The 23,403-nt window shown below is 71.6% G+C and carries 19 protein-coding genes, 1 tRNA gene and 1 pseudogene; 7 read left to right on the top strand and 14 right to left on the bottom strand.

Annotated features, from left to right (window positions below; all coding sequences use genetic code 11):
- Positions 1-8: 8 nt before the first annotated feature.
- Positions 9-230, bottom strand: coding sequence for a 50S ribosomal protein L31 (rpmE, locus tag ACSNN8_RS07550; RefSeq protein WP_436647863.1), 222 nt, complete (start codon positions 228-230; stop codon positions 9-11).
- A gap of 189 nt (positions 231-419) precedes the next feature.
- Between rpmE and ACSNN8_RS07555 the strand changes: the two genes are divergently transcribed.
- Complete coding sequence (locus ACSNN8_RS07555) at positions 420-1,316, top strand: AAA family ATPase (RefSeq protein ID WP_436647865.1); 897 nt, start codon at positions 420-422, stop codon at positions 1,314-1,316.
- 3 nt (positions 1,317-1,319) lie between these two features.
- On the top strand, positions 1,320-1,937 hold the full coding sequence (locus ACSNN8_RS07560) for an RNA ligase family protein (RefSeq protein WP_436647867.1): 618 nt from the start codon (positions 1,320-1,322) through the stop codon (positions 1,935-1,937).
- Here ACSNN8_RS07560 and ACSNN8_RS07565 read toward each other — a convergent pair.
- The 5 genes and pseudogenes from ACSNN8_RS07565 to ACSNN8_RS07585 form a co-directional block, all read right to left on the bottom strand.
- Positions 1,921-3,087 carry a nitric oxide synthase oxygenase gene (locus ACSNN8_RS07565; protein ID WP_436647869.1) on the bottom strand — a complete coding sequence of 389 codons (1,167 nt, stop codon included), beginning with the start codon at positions 3,085-3,087 and terminating at the stop codon, positions 1,921-1,923. The two genes, ACSNN8_RS07560 and ACSNN8_RS07565, sit on opposite strands and share 17 nt — an antisense overlap.
- Before the next feature lie 144 nt (positions 3,088-3,231).
- Positions 3,232-5,364 (bottom strand): transcription termination factor Rho, encoded by a 2,133-nt coding sequence (rho, locus tag ACSNN8_RS07570; RefSeq protein WP_436647871.1) that lies wholly within the window; start codon positions 5,362-5,364, stop codon positions 3,232-3,234.
- A gap of 331 nt (positions 5,365-5,695) precedes the next feature.
- Positions 5,696-6,607: a homoserine kinase gene (gene thrB, locus ACSNN8_RS07575; protein ID WP_436647872.1), complete on the bottom strand. Its 912-nt coding sequence runs from the start codon at positions 6,605-6,607 to the stop codon at positions 5,696-5,698.
- A 126-nt stretch (positions 6,608-6,733) separates the two neighbouring features.
- Positions 6,734-7,979: pseudogene (locus tag ACSNN8_RS07580) on the bottom strand (MFS transporter).
- 358 nt (positions 7,980-8,337) lie between these two features.
- Positions 8,338-11,547 (bottom strand): efflux RND transporter permease subunit, encoded by a 3,210-nt coding sequence (locus ACSNN8_RS07585; RefSeq protein ID WP_436647874.1) that lies wholly within the window; start codon positions 11,545-11,547, stop codon positions 8,338-8,340.
- A 154-nt stretch (positions 11,548-11,701) separates the two neighbouring features.
- Here ACSNN8_RS07585 and ACSNN8_RS07590 point away from each other — a divergent pair, with 154 nt between their 5' ends.
- Positions 11,702-12,145, top strand: coding sequence for a MarR family winged helix-turn-helix transcriptional regulator (locus ACSNN8_RS07590; protein ID WP_436647875.1), 444 nt, complete (start codon positions 11,702-11,704; stop codon positions 12,143-12,145).
- On the opposite strand, the gene thrC is transcribed toward ACSNN8_RS07590, so the two are convergent.
- The 4 genes from thrC to argS form a co-directional block, all read right to left on the bottom strand.
- Positions 12,131-13,180: a threonine synthase gene (gene thrC, locus ACSNN8_RS07595; protein WP_436647876.1), complete on the bottom strand. Its 1,050-nt coding sequence runs from the start codon at positions 13,178-13,180 to the stop codon at positions 12,131-12,133. The two genes, ACSNN8_RS07590 and thrC, sit on opposite strands and share 15 nt — an antisense overlap.
- A gap of 86 nt (positions 13,181-13,266) precedes the next feature.
- Positions 13,267-14,559 carry a homoserine dehydrogenase gene (locus ACSNN8_RS07600; RefSeq protein WP_436649458.1) on the bottom strand — a complete coding sequence of 431 codons (1,293 nt, stop codon included), beginning with the start codon at positions 14,557-14,559 and terminating at the stop codon, positions 13,267-13,269.
- A gap of 11 nt (positions 14,560-14,570) precedes the next feature.
- A complete protein-coding gene (lysA, locus tag ACSNN8_RS07605) occupies positions 14,571-15,956 on the bottom strand; it encodes a diaminopimelate decarboxylase (protein ID WP_436647877.1) in 1,386 nt (461 codons plus the stop codon).
- Between the two features lie 2 nt (positions 15,957-15,958).
- Complete coding sequence (gene argS, locus ACSNN8_RS07610) at positions 15,959-17,626, bottom strand: arginine--tRNA ligase (RefSeq protein WP_436647879.1); 1,668 nt, start codon at positions 17,624-17,626, stop codon at positions 15,959-15,961.
- An 85-nt stretch (positions 17,627-17,711) separates the two neighbouring features.
- On the opposite strand from argS, the gene ACSNN8_RS07615 reads away from it, so the two are divergent.
- The 3 genes from ACSNN8_RS07615 to ACSNN8_RS07625 all read left to right on the top strand — a co-directional run bounded on the left by ACSNN8_RS07615 (position 17,712) and on the right by ACSNN8_RS07625 (position 19,320).
- Complete coding sequence (locus ACSNN8_RS07615) at positions 17,712-18,521, top strand: DUF3105 domain-containing protein (protein ID WP_436647881.1); 810 nt, start codon at positions 17,712-17,714, stop codon at positions 18,519-18,521.
- A 3-nt stretch (positions 18,522-18,524) separates the two neighbouring features.
- A complete protein-coding gene (locus ACSNN8_RS07620; protein WP_436647882.1) occupies positions 18,525-19,193 on the top strand; it encodes a DUF305 domain-containing protein in 669 nt (222 codons plus the stop codon).
- A 55-nt stretch (positions 19,194-19,248) separates the two neighbouring features.
- Positions 19,249-19,320 (top strand) — tRNA-Arg (locus ACSNN8_RS07625).
- A 991-nt stretch (positions 19,321-20,311) separates the two neighbouring features.
- Here ACSNN8_RS07625 and ACSNN8_RS07630 read toward each other — a convergent pair.
- Positions 20,312-20,722 (bottom strand): SDR family NAD(P)-dependent oxidoreductase, encoded by a 411-nt coding sequence (locus ACSNN8_RS07630; protein ID WP_436647883.1) that lies wholly within the window; start codon positions 20,720-20,722, stop codon positions 20,312-20,314.
- Positions 20,656-21,042, bottom strand: a complete 387-nt coding sequence (locus ACSNN8_RS07635; RefSeq protein ID WP_436647884.1) for an SDR family NAD(P)-dependent oxidoreductase — start codon at positions 21,040-21,042, stop codon at positions 20,656-20,658. Before ACSNN8_RS07635 ends, ACSNN8_RS07630 begins: the two co-directional genes overlap by 67 nt.
- Before the next feature lie 101 nt (positions 21,043-21,143).
- Between ACSNN8_RS07635 and ACSNN8_RS07640 the strand changes: the two genes are divergently transcribed.
- On the top strand, positions 21,144-21,983 hold the full coding sequence (locus ACSNN8_RS07640; protein WP_436647886.1) for a helix-turn-helix domain-containing protein: 840 nt from the start codon (positions 21,144-21,146) through the stop codon (positions 21,981-21,983).
- Between the two features lie 24 nt (positions 21,984-22,007).
- On the opposite strand, the gene ACSNN8_RS07645 is transcribed toward ACSNN8_RS07640, so the two are convergent.
- Positions 22,008-22,577 (bottom strand): dienelactone hydrolase family protein, encoded by a 570-nt coding sequence (locus ACSNN8_RS07645; protein WP_436647888.1) that lies wholly within the window; start codon positions 22,575-22,577, stop codon positions 22,008-22,010.
- Positions 22,578-22,597: 20 nt separating this feature from the next.
- Complete coding sequence (locus ACSNN8_RS07650; RefSeq protein ID WP_436647889.1) at positions 22,598-23,401, bottom strand: alpha/beta hydrolase; 804 nt, start codon at positions 23,399-23,401, stop codon at positions 22,598-22,600.
- Between the last annotated feature and the right edge of the window lie 2 nt (positions 23,402-23,403).

The following is a 23,403-nucleotide window of genomic DNA, read 5'->3' on the forward strand; positions in this document are numbered from 1 at the left end:
TGAAGCAGTTACTTCTTCTTCGCCGCGTTGACCTTGGCGTACTTGGCCTGGAACTTCGCGACCCGGCCCGCGGTGTCGAGGACGCGCTGCTTGCCGGTGTAGAACGGGTGGCAGGCGCTGCAGGTCTCGACACGGATGTCGCCCTTGGCGGTGCTGCGGGTGGTGAAGGTGCTGCCGCAGGAGCAGATGACCTCGGTGGTCGTGTACTCCGGGTGGATACCGCTCTTCATCTTTACTCGGTCCCTCTCGATGGACTGGTCGCCGGGTCGCCGTCGCGGTGAGCTGGGGCGTGAACCGGAACCTTGTGGCCGATGTACTAGTCTGCCATGCCGTCGCTTCCCGGCGAAATCGGCGTGACCTGGGCTTCAACACGGGTAGCCACCCGGACATTCCCGCCGTTCGACCATCGGGGTCAGAGGATGACGAGACTGCTGATCACTCGTGGGCTGCCGGCGTCCGGCAAGACCACCTTCGCCCGCAAGCTCCAGCCCCGCGTGGTCCGGGTCAACCGCGACGACCTGCGCCGCATGATGCACGGCAGCCGGCTCTACACCGACTGGGCCGAGGCTCAGGTCACCCGGGTGCAGCAGGGCGCGGTCGAGGCGCTGCTGCGCCGGGGCGTCAGCGTGATCGTCGACGACACGAACCTGCGAGCCGAGACCGTACGCCGGTGGGCGGAAACGGCCGCCCGGCACTCCGCGGGCTTCGAGGTGCACGACTTCACCCACGTTCCGCTCGAGGAGTGCATCCGGCGCGACGCCGTACGGGATGCGGCCGACCGGGTCGGCGAGGACGGGATCCGGCGGATGTACGACCGGTACCTGGCCGGGCGGAACCTGCCGCTGCCCGTCCCGTACGTCGATCCGGGCGGCCCGGGTGTGACCTACGACCCACCCGGGGAGCTGCCGCCGGCGCTGCTCGTCGACATCGACGGCACGGTCGCCCTGATGAACGGCCGCAGCCCGTACGACTGGCACCGGGTCGGCGAGGACGCGCCCAACCACGCCGTAATCGCGGCGGTCCGGGCCATGCACGGGGCCGGCAACGCCATCGTCTTCTGCTCGGGACGGGACGCGAGCGCCCGCGCCGAGACCGAGGCATGGCTGGACCTTTACGTGGGCGTGCCGTACGAAGCACTATTCATGCGGCCCGAGGGCGACAACCGCAAGGACGCGGTCGTCAAGCGCGAGATCTTCGAGGCGGAGATCAGCGGCCGCTGGCGCATCGTCGGCGTCTTCGACGACCGGCAGCAGGTGGTGCGGATGTGGCGAGAGCTGGGCCTGACCGTGTTCCAGGTGGCGGAGGGAGACTTCTGACCGGTGAAGTACCCGCGCACCTACCACCTGCCCGACTCGCCCGGCGCCACGGGCGACGACAAGGTGCAGCGTGACCTGTCCTGGTTGGACGGCGAACTGGTGGTGACCGAGAAGCTCGACGGCGGCAACCTCACCTTCACCCGGGACGCGATGTACGGCCGCTCGCCGGACTCGGGCACGCAGCCGTGGGACCGCCCGGCCAAGGCGCTGTGGGCCATGACGGCGTACCGGATCCCGGACGACTGGCGGGTCTGCGGCGAGTCGATGTGGGCGCGGCGCAGCATCGCGTACTGCGACCTGCCCGGCGTCTTCATCGTCTTCGGCATCTGGGACGAGACCGACACGCTGCTGGGCTGGGACGACACGGTCGACTGGGCGCAGCGGCTGGAGTTGCCCGTGGTGCCGGTGCTCTACCGCGGCGGCAGCCTCTCGGAGGCCCGGGCGGCCTGGGCCGCCCAGCGCGATCCCGCGTCGTCGGAGGGCTACGTCGTCCGGGCCGCCGGGCGCATCCCGGCCGCCGAGTTCGCGCTCAAGGTGCTCAAGTGGGTGCGGGCCGACCACGTGCGCACCCCCGACAGCTGGCGCCACCGCGACGACTTCCCGGTCAACGAGTTCGCCTGACCGGGCACCCGTCGCGGGCCAGCGCCGCGGCCTCCTCGTCGAGGTAGAACGCCGGCCGCAGGTCCATCTCGTCGTAGTAGCGGTGGAACACCGGGGTGAGCCCGCCCGACATGGGCGGCACGATCCAGGTCCAGTCGGCGGGCACCCGACGGCCGGCGCGCTCCTCGTTCTCGATGTGCTTGAGGAAGCGCTGCGACTCGGTGTGGTGGTCGGACATCTTGACGCCGGCCCGTTCGAACGAGTGCAGCACGGCCCGGTTGAGCTCGACCAGCGCGCGGTCGCGCCACAGCGTCGACTCGCGGGAGGTGTCCAGCCCCAGCCGGTCCGCGATCACCGGGAGCATGTCGTAGCGGTCGGCGTCGGCCAGGTTGCGCGCGCCGATCTCGGTGCCGAGGTACCAACCGTTGAACGGCGCCAGCGGGTAGTGCACGCCGCCGATGGTGAGCCGCATGTTCGAAATGGCCGGCACCGCGTGCCACCGCAGGCCGAGCTCGGCGAACCAGCCGTACTCGGGATGGGTCAGCGGAACCTCGCGCAGGGCCCGCTCGGGCAGCTCGTAGAGGCGTACGCCCTCGTCCGGGGTCTCGATGGCCAGCGGGAGCACGTCGAACTGCTCGCCCTTGCCGCGCCACCCGTAGCCGTGCATCGCGGCGGTGAACTGCTCCTGGCGGGGGTCACCGACCGGGCAGCCGTCGGCGCCGCGGTATCCCGCGTACCGGATCAGCTGCTCGTTCCAGACCCGGGCGTACGGGCGGCCCGGCTGCGCGGGGGCGAAGACGCTGATGACCGGGCGGAGCTGGCCGTTTCCGGCCGTCTGCAGGTGGCTGACCAGCAGCGAGTAGATCTCGTCGGCGGTCCGCGCGCGGCGACGGTCCAGCACGACCAGGCTGCGCCAGTAGAGGCGGCCGATGCACCGGCTCGCGTTGCGCCAGGCCACTTTCGCGCCGTGGGTCAGCTCGTCGGGGGTGTGCACGTAGGTGCCCGTCGCGGCGATCTGGGCCCGGACAATCGCCAGCCGCGGCTCGACCGGCCCGAGCCGGGGGTTCTCGGTGTAGCACTGCCGCAGAAAATCCTCGGCCTCGCCGGGGTCCGCCGGCGCGGCCGGATCCCAGGGCTCGACCGGCACGTCCCGGTAGCCGGGCACGTTCATCGGCACCTCCCACCGTTTTGACAATCGACTCGCTCGTCGCGGCATTGGAGGTTCGCACGTCGCTGACCAATATCGGACACACAGGCTGTGCGACAAAAGGAAGCGGCCCCTCCGTTTCCGGAGAGGCCGCCGTCTTTTGCAGGTTTATTCGCCCGGGGTGGACTTCGCGATCTGCATCAGGAACTCCACGTTCGTCCGGGTCTGCTTGAGCCGGTCGAGCAGCAGGTCGAGCGCGGCGCCCGAGTCCAGCGAGTGCAGCACCTTGCGCAGCTTGTGGATGATCGCCAGCTCTTCCTTGCCGAGCAGGATCTCCTCCTTGCGCGTGCCGGACGGGTCGATGTCGATGGCCGGGAAGACCCGCTTGTCGGCGATCTTGCGGTCGAGCTTGAGCTCGGCGTTACCCGTGCCCTTGAACTCCTCGAAGATCACCGTGTCCATCATCGAGCCGGTCTCGACCAGCGCGGTCGCGAGGATGGTGAGCGAGCCACCGTTCTCGATGTTGCGCGCCGCGCCCAGGAACCGCTTCGGCGGGTAGAGCGCCGTCGAATCGATACCACCCGACATGATGCGGCCGGAGGCCGGCGCCGCCAGGTTGTACGACCGGCCGAGCCGCGTCACCGAGTCGAGCAGCACGACCACGTCGTGGCCCAGCTCGACCAGGCGCTTGGCCCGCTCGATCGCCAGCTCGGCGACCGTGGTGTGGTCCTGCGGCGGCCGGTCGAACGTGGCCGCGATGACCTCGCCCTTGACCGAGCGCTGCATGTCGGTGACCTCTTCGGGCCGCTCGTCGACCAGCACGACCATCAGGTGGCACTCGGGGTTGTTGTGGGTGATCGCGTTGGCGATCGCCTGCAGCACCATCGTCTTGCCGGCCTTGGGCGGCGACACGATCAGCGCCCGCTGGCCCTTGCCGATCGGCATGACCAGGTCGATGACGCGGGTGGTCAGGATGTGCGGCTCGGTCTCGAGACGCAGCCGCTCCTGCGGGTACAGCGGGGTGAGCTTGTAGAACTCCGGCCGGCGCCGGGCCTCCTCGGGCTCCATCCCGTTGATCGTGTCGAGCCGCACCAGCGGGTTGTACTTGTCGCGCCGCTGGTCGCCGCTGCCGCCCTCGCGGGGGGTGGCCCGCACGGCGCCGGTGACCGCGTCGCCGCGGCGCAGCCCGTGCTTCTTGACCTGCGACATCGACACGTACACGTCGTTGGACCCGGAGAGGTAACCGGTGGTCCGCACGAACGCGTAGTTGTCGAGCACGTCGAGGATGCCCGCCACGGGGACGAGCACGTCGTCCTCGCTGACGTGCGGCTCGCGGCCGCCGTCGCGCTGGCCGGCCTCGTTGCCGTCACGGTCGCGGCCGCGGCGACGGTCACGGAACCGGCTCCGGCGGCTGCGACGCCCGCCCTCGCCGTCGTTGTCGTCGTCGTCGTCGCGGATCTGGTCGTTGCGGCCCTGGTCGTTACGGCCCTGGTCGCGGTTGTCGTTGCGGTTGTCGTTACGGCCGTCGTTGCGCTGCCGGTCCTCCCGGGGACGGTCCTCGCGCTGCCGGTCGTCCCGCTGCCCGTCGCGGTTGCGGTTGCGATCGCGGTTGCGCTCGCCCCGCTCCGGGCGCTCGGTGCGCTCACCCGTCTCCTGCTCGGTGGCCGGCGCCTCCCGGGTGTCGCGGCTGTCCCGCGCGTCGCGGTTGTCCCGCGTGTCCCGGTTGTCGCGCTGGTTGCGGTCGCGGTTGCGACGGCTGCCACCCTCGGTGGCCGGAGCCGCCTCCGGCTGCGCGGCAGCGGTCTGCGGGGCCTCGGCCGTGGCGGCCGGCGCGGCCGTCGTCTCGAACGGGGCGGCGTTGCGCGCATCGGTCGGCGTCCGCGCCTCGGCGGGGGCGGCGGCCCGGGTCTCGGCCGGCGCGGTGGCGCGGCTCTCGACCGGGGTGGCCGGGGTCTCGACCGGGGCGGTCGCGGCAACCGGAGCGGTCGCGGCAACCGGGGCGGTCGCCACGACGGGCTCGGCCGCCGGGGCTGCGGCTGCCGCGCGGGTGCGCGGGCGCGGCGCGCTCTCGGCGGGCGCTCCGCCGCTCTGCCGCTCGGTGATCGCGGTGATCAGTTCGCCCTTGCGCATCCGGGCGGTGCCGGAGATGCCGAGGGACGCGGCGAGGCTCTGCAGCTCGGGCAGCAGCATCGCGGACAGCCCCGTGCCGCCCCGGCGGCGCTTCGTGGCAGTCGCGGTGGTGCCGGCGCCGGCATCAGCGACGTCAGAAACACCCGACGTCACGTCGGTGGTGTCGCTCAATGGATTCCTTCCGTCGGAAAAAGCCCGTGACCCCCGGTTTCTGCAGCCTGGTGGCCGGGTGTCGCGGTACCCGCCTCGCACGAGCGGCGCGGGAGTTTGTGCAGCACGGCAGCTCGACGGTGTCCCTGCTCGTCAGACATTGGCGAGTAGGTCTCGGCGAGTGCAGCGATCGCTGGGATTGCTGCCCGGCGTGTGCCTTGAGAGAGGTGAGACAGCCTGGTCGGCCAAGAAGTCTCGGGGGTGCGCGCCGAACCGCAGAGATCGCTTGCTTCGCGGCTGTGCCTGGTCTTGAGCGTAGTCAACTCGTGCGACCTGCGGCAACAGGGCCCCGCTAGGCGAGTTCCACCATACTCCCTCTGACAAGAGCACCGTCGCCATCCACGCCCAACGGCTCGGCGCGCCATTCTGTTCCCGGGTGGAAATCGCCCGGCACCTGGGTCAACGCCAGCACCGAAGGTCCTGCGCCGCTCACCACGGCCGCCACGCCGACCGAGCGCAGCCCCGCCACGAGCGACGCGGTGCCCGGCATGCCCTCGGCCCGGTAGCCCTGGTGCAGCCGGTCCTCGGTCGCCGCGAGCAGCAGGCCGGGATCGGCGGTCAGGGCGTGGGTGAGCAGCGCCGCCCGGCCCGCGTTGAACGATGCATCGGCGTGCGGCACCTCGGAGGGCAGTGCCGCCCGCGCCGAGGAGGTGTAGCCGCGCTCGGACGGGATGAAGACAGTCGGATGCACGCTCGCCGAGGGCGACAGCCGTACGGCCCGGGCGCCCGACCCCTCGGTCCAGGCGATGGTGAACCCGCCGAGCAGGCACGGCGCCACGTTGTCCGGATGGCCCTCGAGCCGGGCGGCGATGCGCAGCGCCGCCTCGTCGTCCAGCCGGGCACGGCCGTCGGCCACCAGGCCGCGGGCCAGCTGCACGCCGCCGACGATGGCCGCCGACGACGACCCGAGCCCGCGCGCCTGCGGGATGCGGTTGACGCACTCCACTGCCACGCCGGGCGGCCGCTCGCCGAGCTCGTCGAAGGTCGCCAGCATCGCGCGCACCACCAGGTGCGTCTCGTCGCCGGGCAGCTCGCCGGCGCCCTCGCCGGTCACCGAGGCCGTGAAGCCGCCGCCGGTGACCCGGGCGGTGAGGTCGTCGTGGAGGGTGAGCGCGAGCCCGAGGGCGTCGAAGCCGGGGCCCAGGTTGGCGCTGGTGGCAGGCACGCGCACGGACACCGCGTCGGTGGCGAAGGTCAGGCCCATCGCCACAGAGTAGGCCTTGATCACCCGTACGCGGTCGTCAGGTTCTCCCTCCTACCGCGCCTCGCCCACCGACGGCTCGGCGGCAGTCAGCCGGAGGGCGCCTCGGCCGCCGAGGCTCGGTCGCGATCAGCCGGCGGGCGCTTCGGCCGCCGAGGGCTCGGCCGCGGTCAGCCGGCGGGTCGCGAGGCGCCAGCCGATCGCATAGACCAGCGTGACCAGCCCGCAGCCGGCCAGGATGACCCGCTCGTCGACGAGGTCGACCACGGCCGCCGCGCCGAGCTGGCTGAGCGCGATGGCCAGCGTCGCCAGCATCAGGTCCGTGGAGAACACGCGCCCGCGCAGCCGATCCGGCACCGTCGCCTGCAACGCGTAGTTCGACAGCGTCCAGTTCGCCCCGCCGGCCAGGTGCGCCACGAAGACCAGCCCCAGCACCAGCGGGAACCACGGCGTCACGGCGACCCCCAGATACCCGATGCCGTACAGCGCCATCGACAGCGCCAGCCCCGGGAACAGCCACGAGCGGCGGCGGATCACCGGTCCGAGCACGAACGGCCCCACCAGCGCGCCCGCCCCCCCGTACGGCAAAAAGCAGCCCCGCCCCCAGCACCCCGGCCCCATGCAGCGCCGCGATGAGCGGGAACACGGTCAGCACCCCGTTGCCCAGCCCCGCCGCCATCTTCACCGTCACCAGCGCCCGGATCCTCGGGTTCCGCCGCAGATAGCCGAACGACTCCCGCAGCGCCTGCCGCGTCGGCACCCGCGGCGCGCTGTCCTCCCGGCGCGCCTGCATCGGCCGCCGGATCATCGCCGTCAGCCCCGCCGCCAGCAACAGCAGGGCCGCCGTGACCCCGAAGCTGGCGTACGGCCCGAACGCCGCACCCACCACGCCGCCCAGCGAGCTGCCGACGATCGTCATCGTGCCCCACGCCGAGCCCGAGACCGTGTTGGCCGCCGACAGGTCGTCCGGGTCCACCACGTTCGGCAGCGCCGCCGAGGCCGCCGGCGAGTAGAACGCCTTGGCCACCGCCACCGCGCCGATCGCCACCAGCGCCAGCGGGGCCGTGGCCGCCGACCGCACGGTGAACAGCAACAGCACCGCCGCGAACGCCGCCACGTTCGCGATCATCATGATCTTCCGCCGGTCGAACCGGTCCGCGATCGTTCCCGTGTACGGCAGCAGCAGCGCGTTGATCCCCGTGTCCGCGGCCAGCACGAGGCCGCCCCAGACGCCGCTGCCGGTGAGCTCGGGCAGCAGCACCAGCAGCGGAATCATCACAAACCAGTCGGCCCCGAAGACCACCAGCTCAGCCGCGAAGAGGCGGCGGAAGTCGCGGTTGCGGGTAACGACCGAGAACGCTGTTGCCACGTACATTGACGTTACCGCTCGGGGTGGCCTCGGTCGCCTCTGCCCACAGCCCTGTGGACAACCCGCCCTCGCCCTCTTGACATCGCGTACCGTCTGCCCCATCTCCCCGGGTGGGTGGGGGTTAGGGATGGCCACACCGGATGATCATTTTCGGGCGGAGCCGCGGCGTGGTCGATGATCATGGCGGGATGCGTGACGGCGGAGCACCGCTGGCTGCCGATGAGGAACGACGCCCCGGCGAGGCCGGCAGAACAGCACGCTGGCGGCGCCTTGGCAGACAGTGCATCGACAGCCGAACCAAGCACCGCCGACGACAAGAAGGGGCGGCCGACCGCAACCGGCCGACCGCCCCGAATAACACTGCCTACTTGGCGCCCTCCGGCCCCTTGGGCATCTTCAGCACCTCGAACTGGTCGGTGTATCCGCGCAGAGCCGGCTTGCCATCCGGCTCGCCCGAACCACCCACACCAGCGGGCACGGGAGCAACGACAGGCGCCGTCGCCTTGTCACGCTTGGCGAGCCGCTTCCGGCGCCGCTTCTCCTTGCTGTTCTCGACCATGGTGTAGAGCGTCGGCACCAGCACCAGCGTCAGCAGCGTCGAGCTCACCAGGCCGCCGATGACCACAATGGCCAGTGGCTGCGAGATGAAGCCGCCCTCGCCGGTGAGGCCGAGCGCCATCGGGATCAGCGCGAAGATGGTGGCGATCGCGGTCATCAGGATGGGCCGCAGACGGTGCCGACCGCCCTCGATCACCGCCTCCTGCACGCCCATGCCCGCCGCGCGGTAGTGGTTGATCAGGTCCATCAGCACGATGGCGTTGGTCACCACGATGCCGACCAGCATCAGCACACCGATCAGCGCGGGCACGCCCAGCGGGGTGCCGGTGATCAGCAGCAGGCCGATCGCGCCGGTCGCCGCGAACGGGATCGACACCAGCAGGATCACCGGCTGGATGAGGCTGCGGAACGTGGCCACCATGATGATGAACACGATCGCGATGGCCGCCAGCACGGCGAGGCCGAGCTGCTGGAACGCCTCGGCCTGGTCGGCGCTGGCGCCGCCGATGGTGGCCGTGGCGCCGGCGGGGAGGGTGAGCCCGTCGAGCCGCTTCTGCAGGTCGCGGGTGGCGGCGCCGAGGTCGGAGCCGGTCGCCGTGCCGGTCACTGTGACCGTGCGGTCGCCGTCGACCCGGGTGACCTCCTCGGGACCGTTGACCTCCTTGACGTCGGCGACCCGGCTCAGCGGCACGGCGCCGCGGGCGGTGGTGAGCGGCAGGTTGCGCAGCGCCGCCGGGCCGGCCGGCGGGGAGCCGAACGAGATGACGACGTCCTGCGTGTTGCCGTCGACCGTCATCTGACCGGCGGGGGCCGGCCGGAACGCGCCCGCAACGCTCTGCACGATCGACGCCTCGGTCAGGCCGTACTGGGCGGCGACCTCGCGCTTCACGGTCACGTCGAGCCGCGGCACGCTGGCGGCCAGCGAGCTGGTCACGTCTATGACCCCGCCGACGCCGGACATCGCCTGCTGCACCTGCTCGGTCGCGGTGCCGAGCGCCTCGGCGTCCGCCGACTTCACCTGGACCGACAGCTCGCTGCCGCCGCCCAGGCCGGAGTCGTCGGCGCCGACGGTGACCTCGCCGATGCCGTTCATCGTGGCGAACTTGTCGCGCAGCTCGTCGGTGAGCTTCTCGGCGTCGGCGTCCTCGTCGAGGCCCACGTTGAACGAGGCGGTGCTGGCGCCGCCGCCGCCGGCGAACGGGTTGAAGTCCCCGCCGCTGCCGAGCGACACCTGGTACGTCTTGACGCCTTCGGTGTCGGCGAGCACGCCCTCGATCTGCTTGGCGGCGGCGTCGGTGGCCGCCAGGTTGGTGCCGACCGGCATCTCCTGCGAGATGCTCAGCGAGTCCTGGCCGGACTGGTCGAGGAAGTTGGTCTGCAGCCGGGTGGACAGGCCGAGGGTGCCGATGAGCACGACCAGGCCGATCGCCAGCGTGGTCCAGCGCCGCTTGGTGGCGAACCGGATCACCGGCAGGTAGCCGCGCTGCAGCGGGTTGCGCCGCTCCTTCTCCTCGGCGGCCTGGCGGATCGCCTCGGTGTCGGCGCCCTCGGGCGGGGGCTTGAGGAACCAGTACGCCAGCACGGGCACCACGGTCAGCGCCACGAACAGCGAGGCGAGCAGCGCCACGGTGACGGTGATGGCGAACGACGAGAAGATCTGCCCGACGAAGCCGCCGACCAGCGCGATCGGGGCGAAGACGGCCACCGTGGTGAGCGTGGAGGCGGTCACCGCGCCGGACACCTCGCGCACGGCCGAGATGATCGCGTGGACCTTCGGTTCGCCGTACTCGAGATGTCTCTTGATGTTCTCGAGGACCACGATCGAGTCGTCGACCACGCGGCCGACCGCGATGGTGAGCGCGCCGAGCGTGAGCAGGTTGAGCGTGAAGTCGCCGACCCAGAGCGCGATCAGCGCGATGAGCACGGACAGCGGGATCGACACGGCCGTGACCAGCGTCGAGCGCACCGACAGCAGGAAGACCAGGATGACGATCACGGCCATGACCAGGCCGAGCAGGCCCTCGGTGGTGAGGCTCTCGATCGAGCGCTCGACGAAGGGCGCCTGGTCGACGACGACGGTCAGCGTGGCGCCCGACGACGCCTGCAGGTCGGCGAGCTTGTCGCGGACCTCGTGCGAGATGTCGACCGGGTTGCCGTCGGGCCGGGCGGTGACCGCGATGCCCAGGCTTTCGACGCCGTCGGTCCGGGTGTACGAGGTGGGCGCCGGCAGCTTGCTCTCGACGGACGCGACCGAGCCGAGCCGGACGGGGCCGCGCGAGCCGGTGAGGTAGATCTGCTCGAGCTGGTCGACCGAGGTGAGCGGGCTGCCCACCTGCACGGTCAGCGACCGGCTGCCCTCGGTCACGGCGCCGGCGGGCACCGAGACGCCGTTCTGCTGCAGCACCGTGGTGAGCGACTGCGGGTTGACGCCCGCGGCGGTGAGCTTGGCCAGGTCGGGGGTGATCACCACCTGGGCCGAGCGGGCGCCGGTGATCTGCGTGTCCCGTACGCCCTCGATCGCGTTCAGCTCCGGGACGACCGTGTCGTTGAGCCGGTCGAGCAGCTGGCTCTCGCCCCCGCTGCCCGAGGCGGCGAGCACGATCGCCGGGATGTCGTCGGTGCCGCCCGCGAACACCGTCGGCGTGACGTTGTCGGGCAGGGTGGGCTGCACCCGGTTGACCGCGGTCGTGAGCTGGTTGACCGCGTTGTCGATGTCGGTGCCGAAGACGAACGCGACGGTGACGGTCGCGATGCCCTCACGGGTGGTCGAGGTGACGCTGTCGATCCCGTCGAGACCCTTCGCCGCGTCCTCGAGCGGCTCGGTGATCTGGTCCTGGATGATCTCCGGGCCGGCGCCCGGGAGCGTCGCGGTCACGAAGGCCGCGGGGAACTCGATCGACGGGAACAGCTGTTGTTTCAGCGACGGGATGGCGACCAGCCCGAAGCCGGTGATGACGATGGCGATCAGGGCGACGAGGCCTCTGTTGGCGAGGCTCAGCCGGGTCAGGATTGACATGTGCGCTCCCCCGGTAAAAGTTCGTCCAGCACTAATAGTTTGCCCGACACGAACAAATGGTTTTTCGCCGGGGCGCGCTGGTACTCTCCGTCATCAGATCCACGCGGTACGGCCATCACCGCGTCATCCGGGCGTCACAGCAGAGAGGGTTGCGTTGGCCGAGAAGCACCAGCTCATCGCGGACATTATGGGCGCGCAGCAGCGCCTGCAGGACCTGATCGCGGAGGACTGGGCGGATCCGATCTTCTCGTCGCATCTGACCGTCTCGCAGCTGAAGATCCTGTTTCTGCTGGCCCGCCACGGTTCGGTCTCGGGCGGTGAGCTGGCCGGCATGCTCGGCATCGGCGCCGCGGCGCTGACCGGCATGGTCGACCGGCTCGTGGTGCAGGACCTGGTGGCCCGCGCGGAGGATCCGCACGACCGGCGGGTACGCCGGATCGCGCTGACACGTGCGGGCCGCGATCTCATCGGCAGCATCTTCCACGCGGGCGAGGAGAGGATGCGTACGCTCCTCAGCCGGCTCTCAGCCGAGGAGCTCGATCTCGTCGCCCGCGCGACGGCGCTGCTGGTGAAGGCCGCCGACTCAGGCGAGGCCTAGCTCACGCGCCGCGATCAGCACGTCGTTCTGGATGGTCGTGGGCGACGGCGCGGTCGAGATGGCCCACTCCGGGTCCTTGAGGCCGTGCCCGGTGACCGTGCAGACCACGGTCGAGCCGGCCGGCACCTTGCCCGCGGCCGCCTGCTGCAACAGCCCGGCGACGCTCGCCGCGCTGCCCAGCTCGACGAAGACCCCGACCTCGCGGGCCAGCATCCGGTACGCCGAGAGGATCTCACGGTCGGTGACGGCCGCGATCAGCCCGCCCGAGGTGTCGCGGGCGTCGAGCGCCTTGGTCCAGCTCGCCGGGTTGCCGATGCGGATGGCGGTGGCGATCGTGGACGGCTCGTCGACCACCTTGCCGGTGACGATCGGCGCGGCGCCGGAGGCCTGGAAGCCGTACATCCGCGGCAGCCGGGTGCTGTTGCCGGCCTCGCGGTCCTCCTGATAACCCATCCAGTACGCCGAGATGTTGCCCGCGTTGCCGACCGGCAGGCAGTGGATGTCGGGGGCGTCGCCCAGCGCCTCGACGATCTCGAACGAGGCCGTCTTCTGGCCGTGCAGGCGGAAGATGTTCACCGAGTTGACCAGCGACACGGGGAAGTCCTGCGACAGCTTCGAGGCGAGCGCCAGGCAGTCGTCGAAGTTGCCGTTGACCTGCAGCAGCTTGGCGCCGTGCACGAGCGCCTGGGCCAGCTTGCCCAGCGCGATCTTGCCCTGCGGCACGAGCACGGCGCAGGTCACCCCGGCGCGGGCCGCGTACGCCGCGGCGGACGCGCTGGTGTTGCCGGTGGAGGCGCAGATGATCGCCTTGGCGCCCTCCTCGACCGCCTTGGACACGGCCATGGTCATGCCGCGGTCCTTGAAGGAGCCGGTCGGGTTGGCGCCCTCGACCTTGAGGTAGACGTCCGCCCCCGTACGCGAGGACAGCACCGGGGCCGGCACGAGCGGCGTGTTGCCCTCGTGCAGCGTGACCACCGGGGTCTTGTCGGTGACCGGGAGCCGGTCCCGATACGCCTCGATGAGTCCCCGATACATGGCTGTGCTCCTCACGTTCGTCGTCGCCGCCCAAGAGTGCCGCACAACGCCGAATCTTGGGACGGCCTGTCCACTGACCGGGACGCTCAGGCGCCGCCCTCGACCCGCAGCACGCTCGCGATCGAGCGCACGATGTCGAGCCGCGAGAGCGCCTCGACCGTCGCCGCCAGGTTCGCGTCCGGCGCGCCGTGGGTGACGATGACGAGCTTGGCGTCCTCCTCGCGGCCGGACTGCCGTACGGTCGCGATCGACACCTCGTGCTCCGCGAACACCCCCGCCACCGCGGCCAGCACACCCGGCCGCTCGGCCACGTCGAGGCTGATGTGGTAGCGGGTCACGGCCTCGCCGATCGGCCGGATCGGCAGGTCGGCGTAGTTGCTCTCGCTCGGCGCTCGGGTGCCGGCGAGCCGGTTGCGGGCCGCCGCGACGATGTCGCCCAGCACCGCGCTCGCGGTCGGCGTGCCGCCCGCGCCCCGGCCGTAGAACATGAGCTGCCCGGCCGCCTCGGCCTCCACGAACACCGCGTTGAAGGCGTCGCCCACGCCGGCCAGCGGGTGGCTGCGCGGGATCATCGCCGGGTGCACGCGAACGCTGATCGACTCCTGGCCGGCCGAGTCCAGCCCGCGCTCGGCGAGGCACAGCAGCTTGATCGTGCAGCCCATCTCCTTGGCGCTGGCCATGTCGCCCGCGGTCACCCCGGTCATGCCCTCGCGGAACACGTCGGCGGCGGTGACCCGGCTGTGGAACGCCAGCGAGGCGAGGATGGCCGCCTTGGCCGCGGCGTCGAAGCCCTCGACGTCGGCCGTGGGGTCGGCCTCGGCGTACCCGAGCTCGGTGGCCTCGTCGAGCGCCTCGCTGAAGCCGGCGCCCGAGGCGTCCATCGACGACAGGATGAAGTTCGTCGTGCCGTTAACGATGCCGGTGACGCGGGTGACCCGGTCGCCGTGCAGCGACTCGCGCAGCGGGCGCAGCAGCGGGATCGCGCCGGCCACCGACGCCTCGTAGTAGAGGTCGGCGTTGCCCTCGGCCGCCGCGTCGTGCAGCGTCGCGCCGTCCTCGGCGAGCAGCGCCTTGTTCGCCGTCACGACGCTCTTGCCGGCCCGCAGCGCCTCGACCAGCCAGGTGCGGGCCGGCTCGATGCCGCCCACCACCTCGACCACCACGTCGACGTCGTCGCGCTTGACCAGGCCCAGCGCGTCCGTAGTTAACAGCCCCTGGTCGACGGGCAGGTCACCGCGCTCGCGGCCGAGCCGGCGCACCGCGATCCCGGCGATCTCCAGCGGCGCGCCGATCCGGGCGGTCAGGTCCTGCGCCTGGTCGTGCAGCAGGCGTACGACTTCGGATCCGACGGTCCCGCAGCCCAGCAGGGCCAGGCGGATCTTGTTCGGGCTCATCCAACATCCAATGCGAGCAGGTCGTCCTCGGTCTCCCGCCGCACGATCACGCGCGAGGCGCCATCGCGCACGGCCACCACGGGCGGCCGAGGGACGTGGTTGTAGTTGCTGGCCATGCTCCGGCAGTAGGCGCCGGTGCCGGGCACGGCAAGAAGATCTCCGGGCTGCACGTCGGCGGGCAGGAATTCATCCTTCACGACGATGTCCCCGCTTTCACAATGCTTTCCCACCACGCGGGCCAGCAGCGGCTCGGCGGCGCTCGCCCGGCCGGCCACCGTCGCCGAGTACGACGCGTCGTAGAGCGCCGTACGGATGTTGTCGCTCATCCCGCCGTCGACGCTCACGTACGTCCGGATGCCGTCGACGTCCTTGACCGTGCCCACCTCGTAGAGCGTGAACACGGCCGGCCCGACGATCGCGCGGCCCGGCTCGACCGACAGCCGCGGCTTGCGCAGCTTCGCCAGGTCGCACTCCGACTCGACGATCTTGTTGATGCGCTTGGCCAGGTCGGCCGGGGTCGAGGGGTCGTCCTGGGTGGTGTACGCGATGCCGAAGCCGCCGCCGAGGTCCAGGTCCGGCAGTTCCACCCCGCGGGCGTCGCGGATCTGCGCCTGCAGCTCGAGCACCCGCCGGGCCGCCACCTCGAAGCCGCTGGTGTCGAAGATCTGCGACCCGATGTGCGAGTGCAGGCCCTTCAGGTTCAGCACGCCCTCGTCGAGGATCTTGACGGCCGCCGCGAACGCCGCACCGCCGGCCAGCGAGAAGCCGAACTTCTGGTCCTCGTGGGCGGTCGCGATGAACTCGTGGGTGTGCGCTTCGACACCCACCGTCACCCGGATGAGGACGTCCGGCCGCTTGCCGGTCCGGCGGCCCAGCTCGGTGAGCCGCTCGATCTCGTCGAACGAGTCGACGATGATCCGGCCGACGCCCGCCTCCAGCGCGCGGGTCAGTTCCGAGACCGACTTGTTGTTGCCGTGGAAGCCCATCCGCTCGGCGGGGAAGCCGGCCGCCAGCGCGACGGCGAGTTCGCCACCCGAGCACACGTCGAGGAACAGGCCCTCCTCGTCGATGATGCGGACGACCGCCTTGCACAGGAACGACTTGCCCGCGTAGAAGACGTCGGCGTCGGCGAACGCGGCGGCGAAGTCGCGGCAGCGGGCGCGCAGGTCGTCCTCGTCGAGCAGGTAGGCGGGCGTGCCGTGCTCGGCCGCGAGGGCCGTCACGCTGACGCCGCCGATCTCCAGGTGGCCGGCCTCGGCGCGGCTCACGGTCCGCGGCCACAGCTCGGGCACCAGCGCGTTCACGTCCTCGGGCGTCCGCAGCCAGGCCGGACCCCGCTGTCCGAGGTCGCCGTGCAGCGCCCCGGCCTCATGAGCTCGCATTTCTACATCCTCTCGGGCGCCGAGACGCCGAGCAGCGCCAAACCGTTCGCGATAACCGTACGGGTGGCGTCGTTGAGCCAGAGCCGTGCGACGTTGACGTCGGTGACCGGCTCGTCGCCGCTCCTCGGCGACACCGGGCACTTGTCGTAGAAGCGGTGGTACGCCCCGGCGACCTCTTCGAGATAGCGCGCCACGTGGTGCGGCTCGCGCAGAGCGGCCGAGCGGGCCACCACGTCGGGATACTCGCCGAGCGCCTTGAGCAGCTCGTTCTCCTTCTCGTGGCTGAGCAGCTCGGGCTTGAAGCCGGCCGCGTCGCCACGGTGGACGCCCTTGTCGCGCGCGTTGCGGGCCACGTTGGCCGCGCGGGCCGCCGAGTACTGCACGTAGTAGACCGGGTTGTCGTTGCTGGCCCGGGTCCACACCGCGATGTCCAGGTTGATCGGCGAGTCGGACGAGTAGCGGGCCAGCGCGTACCGCGTGGCGTCGACGCCCAGCGCCTCGACGAAGTCCTCCAGCGTGATCACCGTGCCGGCCCGCTTGCTCATCCGCACCGGCTCGCCGTCGCGGACCAGGTTGACCAGCTGGCCGATGAGGATCTCGAGGTTCTTCTGCGGGTCGTCGCCGAAGCAGGCCGCCATCGCCTTCATCCGGCCGATGTAGCCGTGGTGGTCGGCGCCCAGCATGATCACGACGCGCTCGAAGCCGCGCTTGCGCTTGTCGAGGTAGTAGGCGCAGTCGGCGGCGAAGTACGTCCAGTCGCCGTCGGACTTGCGGAGCACCCGGTCCTTGTCGTCGCCGAAGTCGGTCGTCCGCAGCCAGGTGGCGCCGTCGGCTTCGAAGATGTGCCCCTGCTCGCGCAGCCGGTCGAGCGCCTCCTGCAGCTCGCCGCGGTCGTGCAGGTCCTTCTCGTTGAAGTACGTGTCGAAGTGCACGCCGAAGTCGGACAGCGACTGCTTGATCTCGGCGAACATCAGGTCCACACCGATGCGGCGGAACGTCTCGAGCGCCTCGGGCTCGCCCAGGTTCAGCACATCGGGTGCCTCGGCGACCACCGCGGTGGCGATCTCGGCGATGTACGCGCCGCCGTAGCCGTCCTCGGGGGCGGGCTCACCCTTCGCGCTCGCGTAGAGCGACTTGGCGAACCGGTCGATCTGCGATCCGGCGTCGTTGAAGTAGTACTCCGTGCCGACCGTCGCGCCGGCGGCCCGCAGCAGCCGGGACAGCGCGTCGCCCACGGCCGCCCAACGCACGCCGCCGATGTGCACCGGACCGGTCGGGTTGGCCGAGACGAACTCCAGGTTGATGTGCTCGCCGGCCAGCGTGTCGGTGTGGCCGTACTCCGCCCCGGCCAGCACGATGTCGCGGGCCAGCACGCCCGCGGCGGCCGCGTCGAGCCGGATGTTCAGGAAGCCCGGACCGGCGATCTCCACCGACTTGACGCCCGGCTGCCGGCCCAGCTCCTCGGCCAGCGCGGCGGCAAGCTCGCGCGGCGCAACCCCTGCCTTCTTGCCCAGCTGCAGGGCTAGCGTGGAGGCGTAGTCGCCGTGCTCGGGGTTGCGGGGTCGCTCGACCGTCGTCGCCTCGGGCAGGGCCGAGGTGTCGAGGCCGCGGGTCTCGAACACGGCACGAGCAGCTGAGAGAACGGTGGCAGCAAGCTTGGCGGGAGTCACTCAGCCATGCTATCGGGGGTAGACTTCGTCGCTCGGCGGCCACCCGAGCCCCGCCCTCCTTCTTCCAAAGAATCGACGAGGCACGATGAGCATGAGCACGCCGGGTCCCGAACGGGTCCCGTCCTCCGTCAAGGTCGGCAAGACCTCCGGTCAGGGCAAGCCGCCCGCGGGCGGCGCCACGAAGAAGCCCGGCGCCAAGGGCCCCGCGGGCAAGGGCCCGGCGGGCAAGGGCGGCGGCAAGGGCCGCAAGCCGGTCACCCCGGTCAAGGCCGCCGGCGGCCGCAACTGGGGCCCCATCGCGGTGGCCGGCGTGGTCGTGCTGATCGCCGTGGGCATCATCGGCTACGGCGTGTTCGCCGCCGCGAAGGGCTCCCGCAGCTGGGAGGAGAAGGTCGCCGACATCAAGGGCGTCGTCAACTACCGCGCGCAGAAGAACGCCGCGATCGACGCCCGCGACCACAAGCAGGGCCCCCAGCAGTACGTGACGAGCCCGCCGGTCGGCGGCGCGCACAACGACCGCTGGCAGAACTGCATGGGCGACGTGTACGACCAGCCGATCGCCAACGAGCACGCGGTGCACAGCCTTGAGCACGGCGCGGTCTGGATCACGTACAAGCAAGGCCTCCCCGCCGACCAGGTCGCCGCGCTGGCGAAGAAGGTCCAGGGCCAGGACTACATGCTCATGTCGCCGTACGCGGGCCTCGACAAGAACGTGTCCGTGCAGGTGTGGGGCTACCAGCTCAAGACCGACGACGTGAACGACAGCCGGATCGACGAGTTCATCAAGGACACCCGCCTGGTCTCGACCCTCGAGCCCAACGCGGCCTGCTCCAGCGGCAACACCACCACCGGGCCGCTCGCCGCGACCCCCGGCGGCACCTCGATGGGCAAGTAACCCATGTCTCTGTCCACCGACCCGGACTCGGCGACCCCCGCCGCCGGCCAGGTCAACGGCTACGAGCCCGGCCGCCGCGGCGGCCGGGCCTGGCTGCTGGTCGGCGTCCTGCTGATCGGCCTGCTGCTCGGCGCCGGCATCGGCGTGCTGGTCCCCCGGCTCACCACCCCCGGCGACGACTCGCCCGAGGCCGGCTTCCTGCGCGACATGTCGACCCACCACGCCCAGGCCGTCGAGATGTCGATGATCGCCCACGCGAACTCCACGAACCCGCGCATCATCAGCCTTTCCAGTGACATCGCGCTGACCCAGCACGGCCAGATCGGCTACATGCAGGCCTGGCTGCGCGACTGGAACCTGAGCCCCACCGGCTCCCGGCCCGCGATGGCCTGGATGCCCGACTCCGCCGGCTCGGTGGTCGACGGCCTGATGCCCGGCATGGCCACGCCCGAGCAGATCGACCAGCTCCGCAAGGCCACCGGCACCGACCTGGACATCCAGTTCCTCACCCTGATGCGGGCCCACCACCTGGGCGGCATCCACATGGCCCAGGCGATCATCGACCAGTCCGACAACAAGGACGTGACCTGGCTGGCCCGGACGATGGTGGCCGGCCAGCAGGGCGAGATCAACCTGATCGACTCGCTGCTGCAGGAGCTCCGGGCTCCCTGAGGCGGAACCGATTGGCGGTGGCTTCTGGGGGCCTGCTAGGCTTCTGAACCACTGAGCCCCCGTAGCTCAGGGGATAGAGCGTCGCCCTCCGGAGGCGAAAGCGCAGGTTCGAATCCTGCCGGGGGCACGACCTTGGGACCTCTCTGCCGCGCTTCGCGCTGGCCGGGAGGTCGTGCTATTTCTGCCTGGGGCCCGAGCCCCAGACCCCACGCCGGGGAACCCCCGGACCCCCATGTCGCGAGTGCAGCCGGAACCAACGCGTGCACGGGCCAGGGGACGGCGCGGGCGAGCACAACCGGGCGGACCTGTGCTCGCGCTGGGTCAGCGGTGGGCCGGCACGACCGCGCCCGACACTGCATCGACGTCCTGACCTCACCTCTCGGCCTTCGGACCTCCCGGCCTCCGAGCTTTCCCAACCCCGGAGCTCCCGGCCTCCGGACCTCCCCACCCCCGAGCTTCCCCACCTCCGGACCTCCCGGCCTCCGGACCTCCTCACCTCCGAGCTTCCCCACCTCCGGACCCCCACCCTGTACTCCGACCCGGAACCCTCATGCCTGGGCCCTTCGCCCCCAAACCTCCAGACTCCTTGCCTGCCACCCCTCGCTCGAGTTGCGATGCATCCTGCATCTGACCTCCACGCTTGTCGCGGACGAACCCACCACACCGGCGGACGAACCCACCACACCGGCGGACTAACTCACCGCACCGGCGGAAGAAGCGCTGGATGGGGGTCCTGGCGGGGAGGCATGCCTACCGGGCAGGCGTGCGACCAGGCAGGCGTGCGACCGGGCCGACGTACAGCTCCGGTCCAGCGCGACGGCGCCCTCACCGTCGCGAAGACCCGCGATGCAGCATGCACCCCTCGCTCGCCCCGGCGACCCGCGCCCGAGCCGAGGCTGACGGACGAACAACTGGTGAGGCGGGGAGGCGGCTCCCGGGCGGCGAAGCAGACGGCGGCGAGCGGGCGGCAATGAGCGGGGCCGCTCGCCGCGGAGCGGAAGGTGCTAGGGGGACGCAAGGGTCGACCGGGTGTCCTGGCAGATCGGCGGCGCACGGATCGGCGATGGTCGTGTCCGAGGCGTCCAGGTAGCCGTTGCCGGCCACCCGTACGTCGCCGGTCAGCCGAGGCGGGTGGTGAGGATGCCGCCGTCTATGTCGAGGGTGGTTCCGTGGATCATCGTGGCTGCGTCGGAGGTCAGGAAGAGGACGCCGGCGGCTATGTGGTGGGGAAGGACCACCACGCCGGCGGGGGTGGTGGCTGTCTGGTGGTCGAGGGTGGGCTTGAAGGCCTCGTTGCCGGGGGTGAGGGTCACGCCGGGGGCAACGGTGTTGACGCGCACGCCGTGCGGGCCGAACTCGGCGGACCACGTACGGGTCATCTGCTCCAGGGCGGCCTTGGTGGCGGTGTACATGGCGGCGAAGGGGACGCCCACGCGGGACATCCAGGAACCGATGTTGACGATCACGCCGGAGCCGCGGGCGGCCATGGCGGGGGCGAGCGCGCCGACGAGCACGTGCGGGGCGCGCACGTTGACGGCCAGCATGGCGTCCAGGTGTCGGGAAGCGCGGCGGTCGCGGTCGCGGGGTAGATGCCGGCGTTGTTCACGAGGATGTCGACCCGGCCGCCCAGCAGGTCGGTCGCGGTCGCGGCGAAGTCGCGGATTCCGGCGTACGGGCCGGCCAGGTCGACGGGGACGAAGTGGGCGGCGCCGGCGGCGCGGGCGGCGTCGCGGCCGCTGACGACCACCTCGGCGCCGGCGTCGGTGAGGGCGGTGGCGATGGCGGCGCCGATGCCGCTGGTGGATCCGGTGACGATGGCCGTGCGGCCGGCGAGCGAGATGTTGTTCATGCCCACCAGTGCACGGGCCGGGCGGGAGCGGAACCAGATCACGGTCAGCCTGGGCATGCCAGGACCAGGCCGGGCGGCCGCGGCGTCCGTACGGTGAAGGAATGCCGCAGGACCGACAAGCTTTGGGCGCCTTCCTGCGCTCGCGCCGCGACCGTCTGACGCCCGCGCAGGCGGGCATCGCGCCGTTCCCGGGGCCGCGCCGAGTGCCGGGGCTGCGCCGCGAGGAGCTGGCGGTGCTGGCGGGGCTGAGCCCGGACTACTACAGCCGGGTGGAGCAGGGGCGGCAGGCGAACATCTCGGCCGAGGTGCTCGACGCGCTGGCCCGGGCGCTGCGCCTCGACGAGACCGAACGGACCCACCTGCACGACCTGGCCGCGCCGGGCCGGGCGCGCAAGGCGGCGGTCGCGGAGGCCCCGCAGCGACCGGACCCGGGGCTGCTGCGGCTGATGGGGACCCTCGACCACGTGCCGGTGTTGCTGCTCGGCGTACGTTCCGAGGTGCTCGCGGCCAACGCGCTGCTGCGGGCGGTGCTCGGGCACGCCATGGAGCCGGACACCTCGTTCGGCCGGTGGCTGCTGCTCGACCCCGCCGCCCGCGAGCGGATCGTCAACTGGGAGGTGTTCGCCCGCACCACGGTCGCCGGCCTGCGCCGGGAGGCCGGCCGGCGACCGCACGACCGCAAGCTGCTGGCCGCCATCGACGAGATCCTGCGCGCGGACCCGGAGATCGCCCGCTGGTGGGCGGACCACCTCGTCCGCGACCACGCGTCCGTCATCAAACAGATCCGGCATCCGGTCGCGGGTGATCTGACGTTCGGCGTCGAGGCCGTCGGCGCCCCGTACGAGGCCGATCAGATCCTCGTCGTCTACACGGTCGAGCCGGGCTCCGCCACGGCCCGCATGCTGCCGCTGCTGGCCGCCTGGGAGGTCCCGGTCGCCTGATCCCGGCGTCCTGAGCGGCCCCGGTCAGGACAGGCGCAGGAACTCCGCGCAGCGTTCCCACATCAGGTCGGCGGCCAGCCGGTCGTGGTCGGGCAGGTCCTCGTCGACCCAGAGGTGCCCGACGCCGGGATAGCGGTACACCTCGAAAGCGGCTTCCGCGGACGCCATGCCCGCGGTCCAGCGGTCGATCGCCGCGGGCGGGACGAACTCAGGGTCGGGGTCGGCCACGTGCAGCTGGGCGCGCAGGCCCGGCCGCACCCAGCCGAACTCCTCGGACGCGCCGGCGATCAGCACGACGCCCGCGGCCCGCGGACGCTCCGGCAGCAGGGCCTCGACCAGGCTCGTACCCATGGAGAAGCCGGCCAGGACCGCGGAGTCGGGCAGCTCGCGCAGCGCGGCCCGGGCACGCGCGAGCATCGGCGGGAAGCCGACCTTGCCGGCCAGCGCGAAGCCCTCCTCGAGCGAGTCCGTGGCGGGCAGGCGGTAGAGGTCGGGGGCGGCGACCGTGTGCCCGGCCGCGCGCAACCGGTCGGCCGCCCGCAGGACCGCGGGACGCAGGCCGTACACCGAGTGGAAGAGCGCGACCGAACCCATAGGGCAATGGTGCCGGACGGTCACCCGTGGCGGCGCAGGAACTCCGCGGTGGCGGTGACGGCCGGGGACACGTACGCCTCGGCGTCGTAGAAGTCCGTGTGCCGCTCGGAGTCGAGCCAGACCGTCTCGTCGGCGGCCATCAGCTCGGCCAGCTCGGGCGAGCAGTAGTCGTCGCGGCGGCCGTGCACGATCAGGCTCGGCGGCAGCAGCGGGCGCACGCCGAGCACGTCGAGGGTCATCAGGCTGTGCAGCGATCCCCGGGTGACGCGGTTGGTCCAGTTCGCGGTGTGCGCCGAGTAGTAGGCCCACGGCTCCTCGCCGGGCATCGCGGCCTCGCCGTCGCGGGCCACCGCGGGAAGGAAGGAGTCGTATCCCTCGATCATCGCGGTCAGCGCTTTGCGGTACGCGTCGGCGCCCATGCGCTCGGCGAACCACCGCGGGCTGTTGTACGCGCCGGCGATGCCCGCGACCGCGCGGACCCGCGGGTCGGTGGCCGCGGCGCGCATCGCGTAGCCGCCGCCCAGGCAGATGCCGACGAGCGCGACCCGGTAGCCGTCGAGCACGCTCACCGCCGCGCGCAGGTCGGCGAGCTTGCCCTGGCTGTCCTCGTGCTGCGGGCGGCCCTCGCTCTCGCCGAAGCCGCGGTGGTCGAAGGCGAGCGTGGTGAAGCCCTCGGCCGCGAGCCGCTCGGCGTACAGGCCGGTCACCTGCTCCTTGACGCCCGTGAACGGTCCGGTGAGGACGATCGCCTGCGGGCCGGCGGATCTGTGGATGACGCCGGAGAGGGCCAGGCCCTCGCTGTGGATGGTCACGCGTTCGGTCACGC

Source organism: Actinoplanes sp. URMC 104 (genome assembly GCF_051386375.1).
Taxonomy (GTDB): domain Bacteria; phylum Actinomycetota; class Actinomycetes; order Mycobacteriales; family Micromonosporaceae; genus Actinoplanes.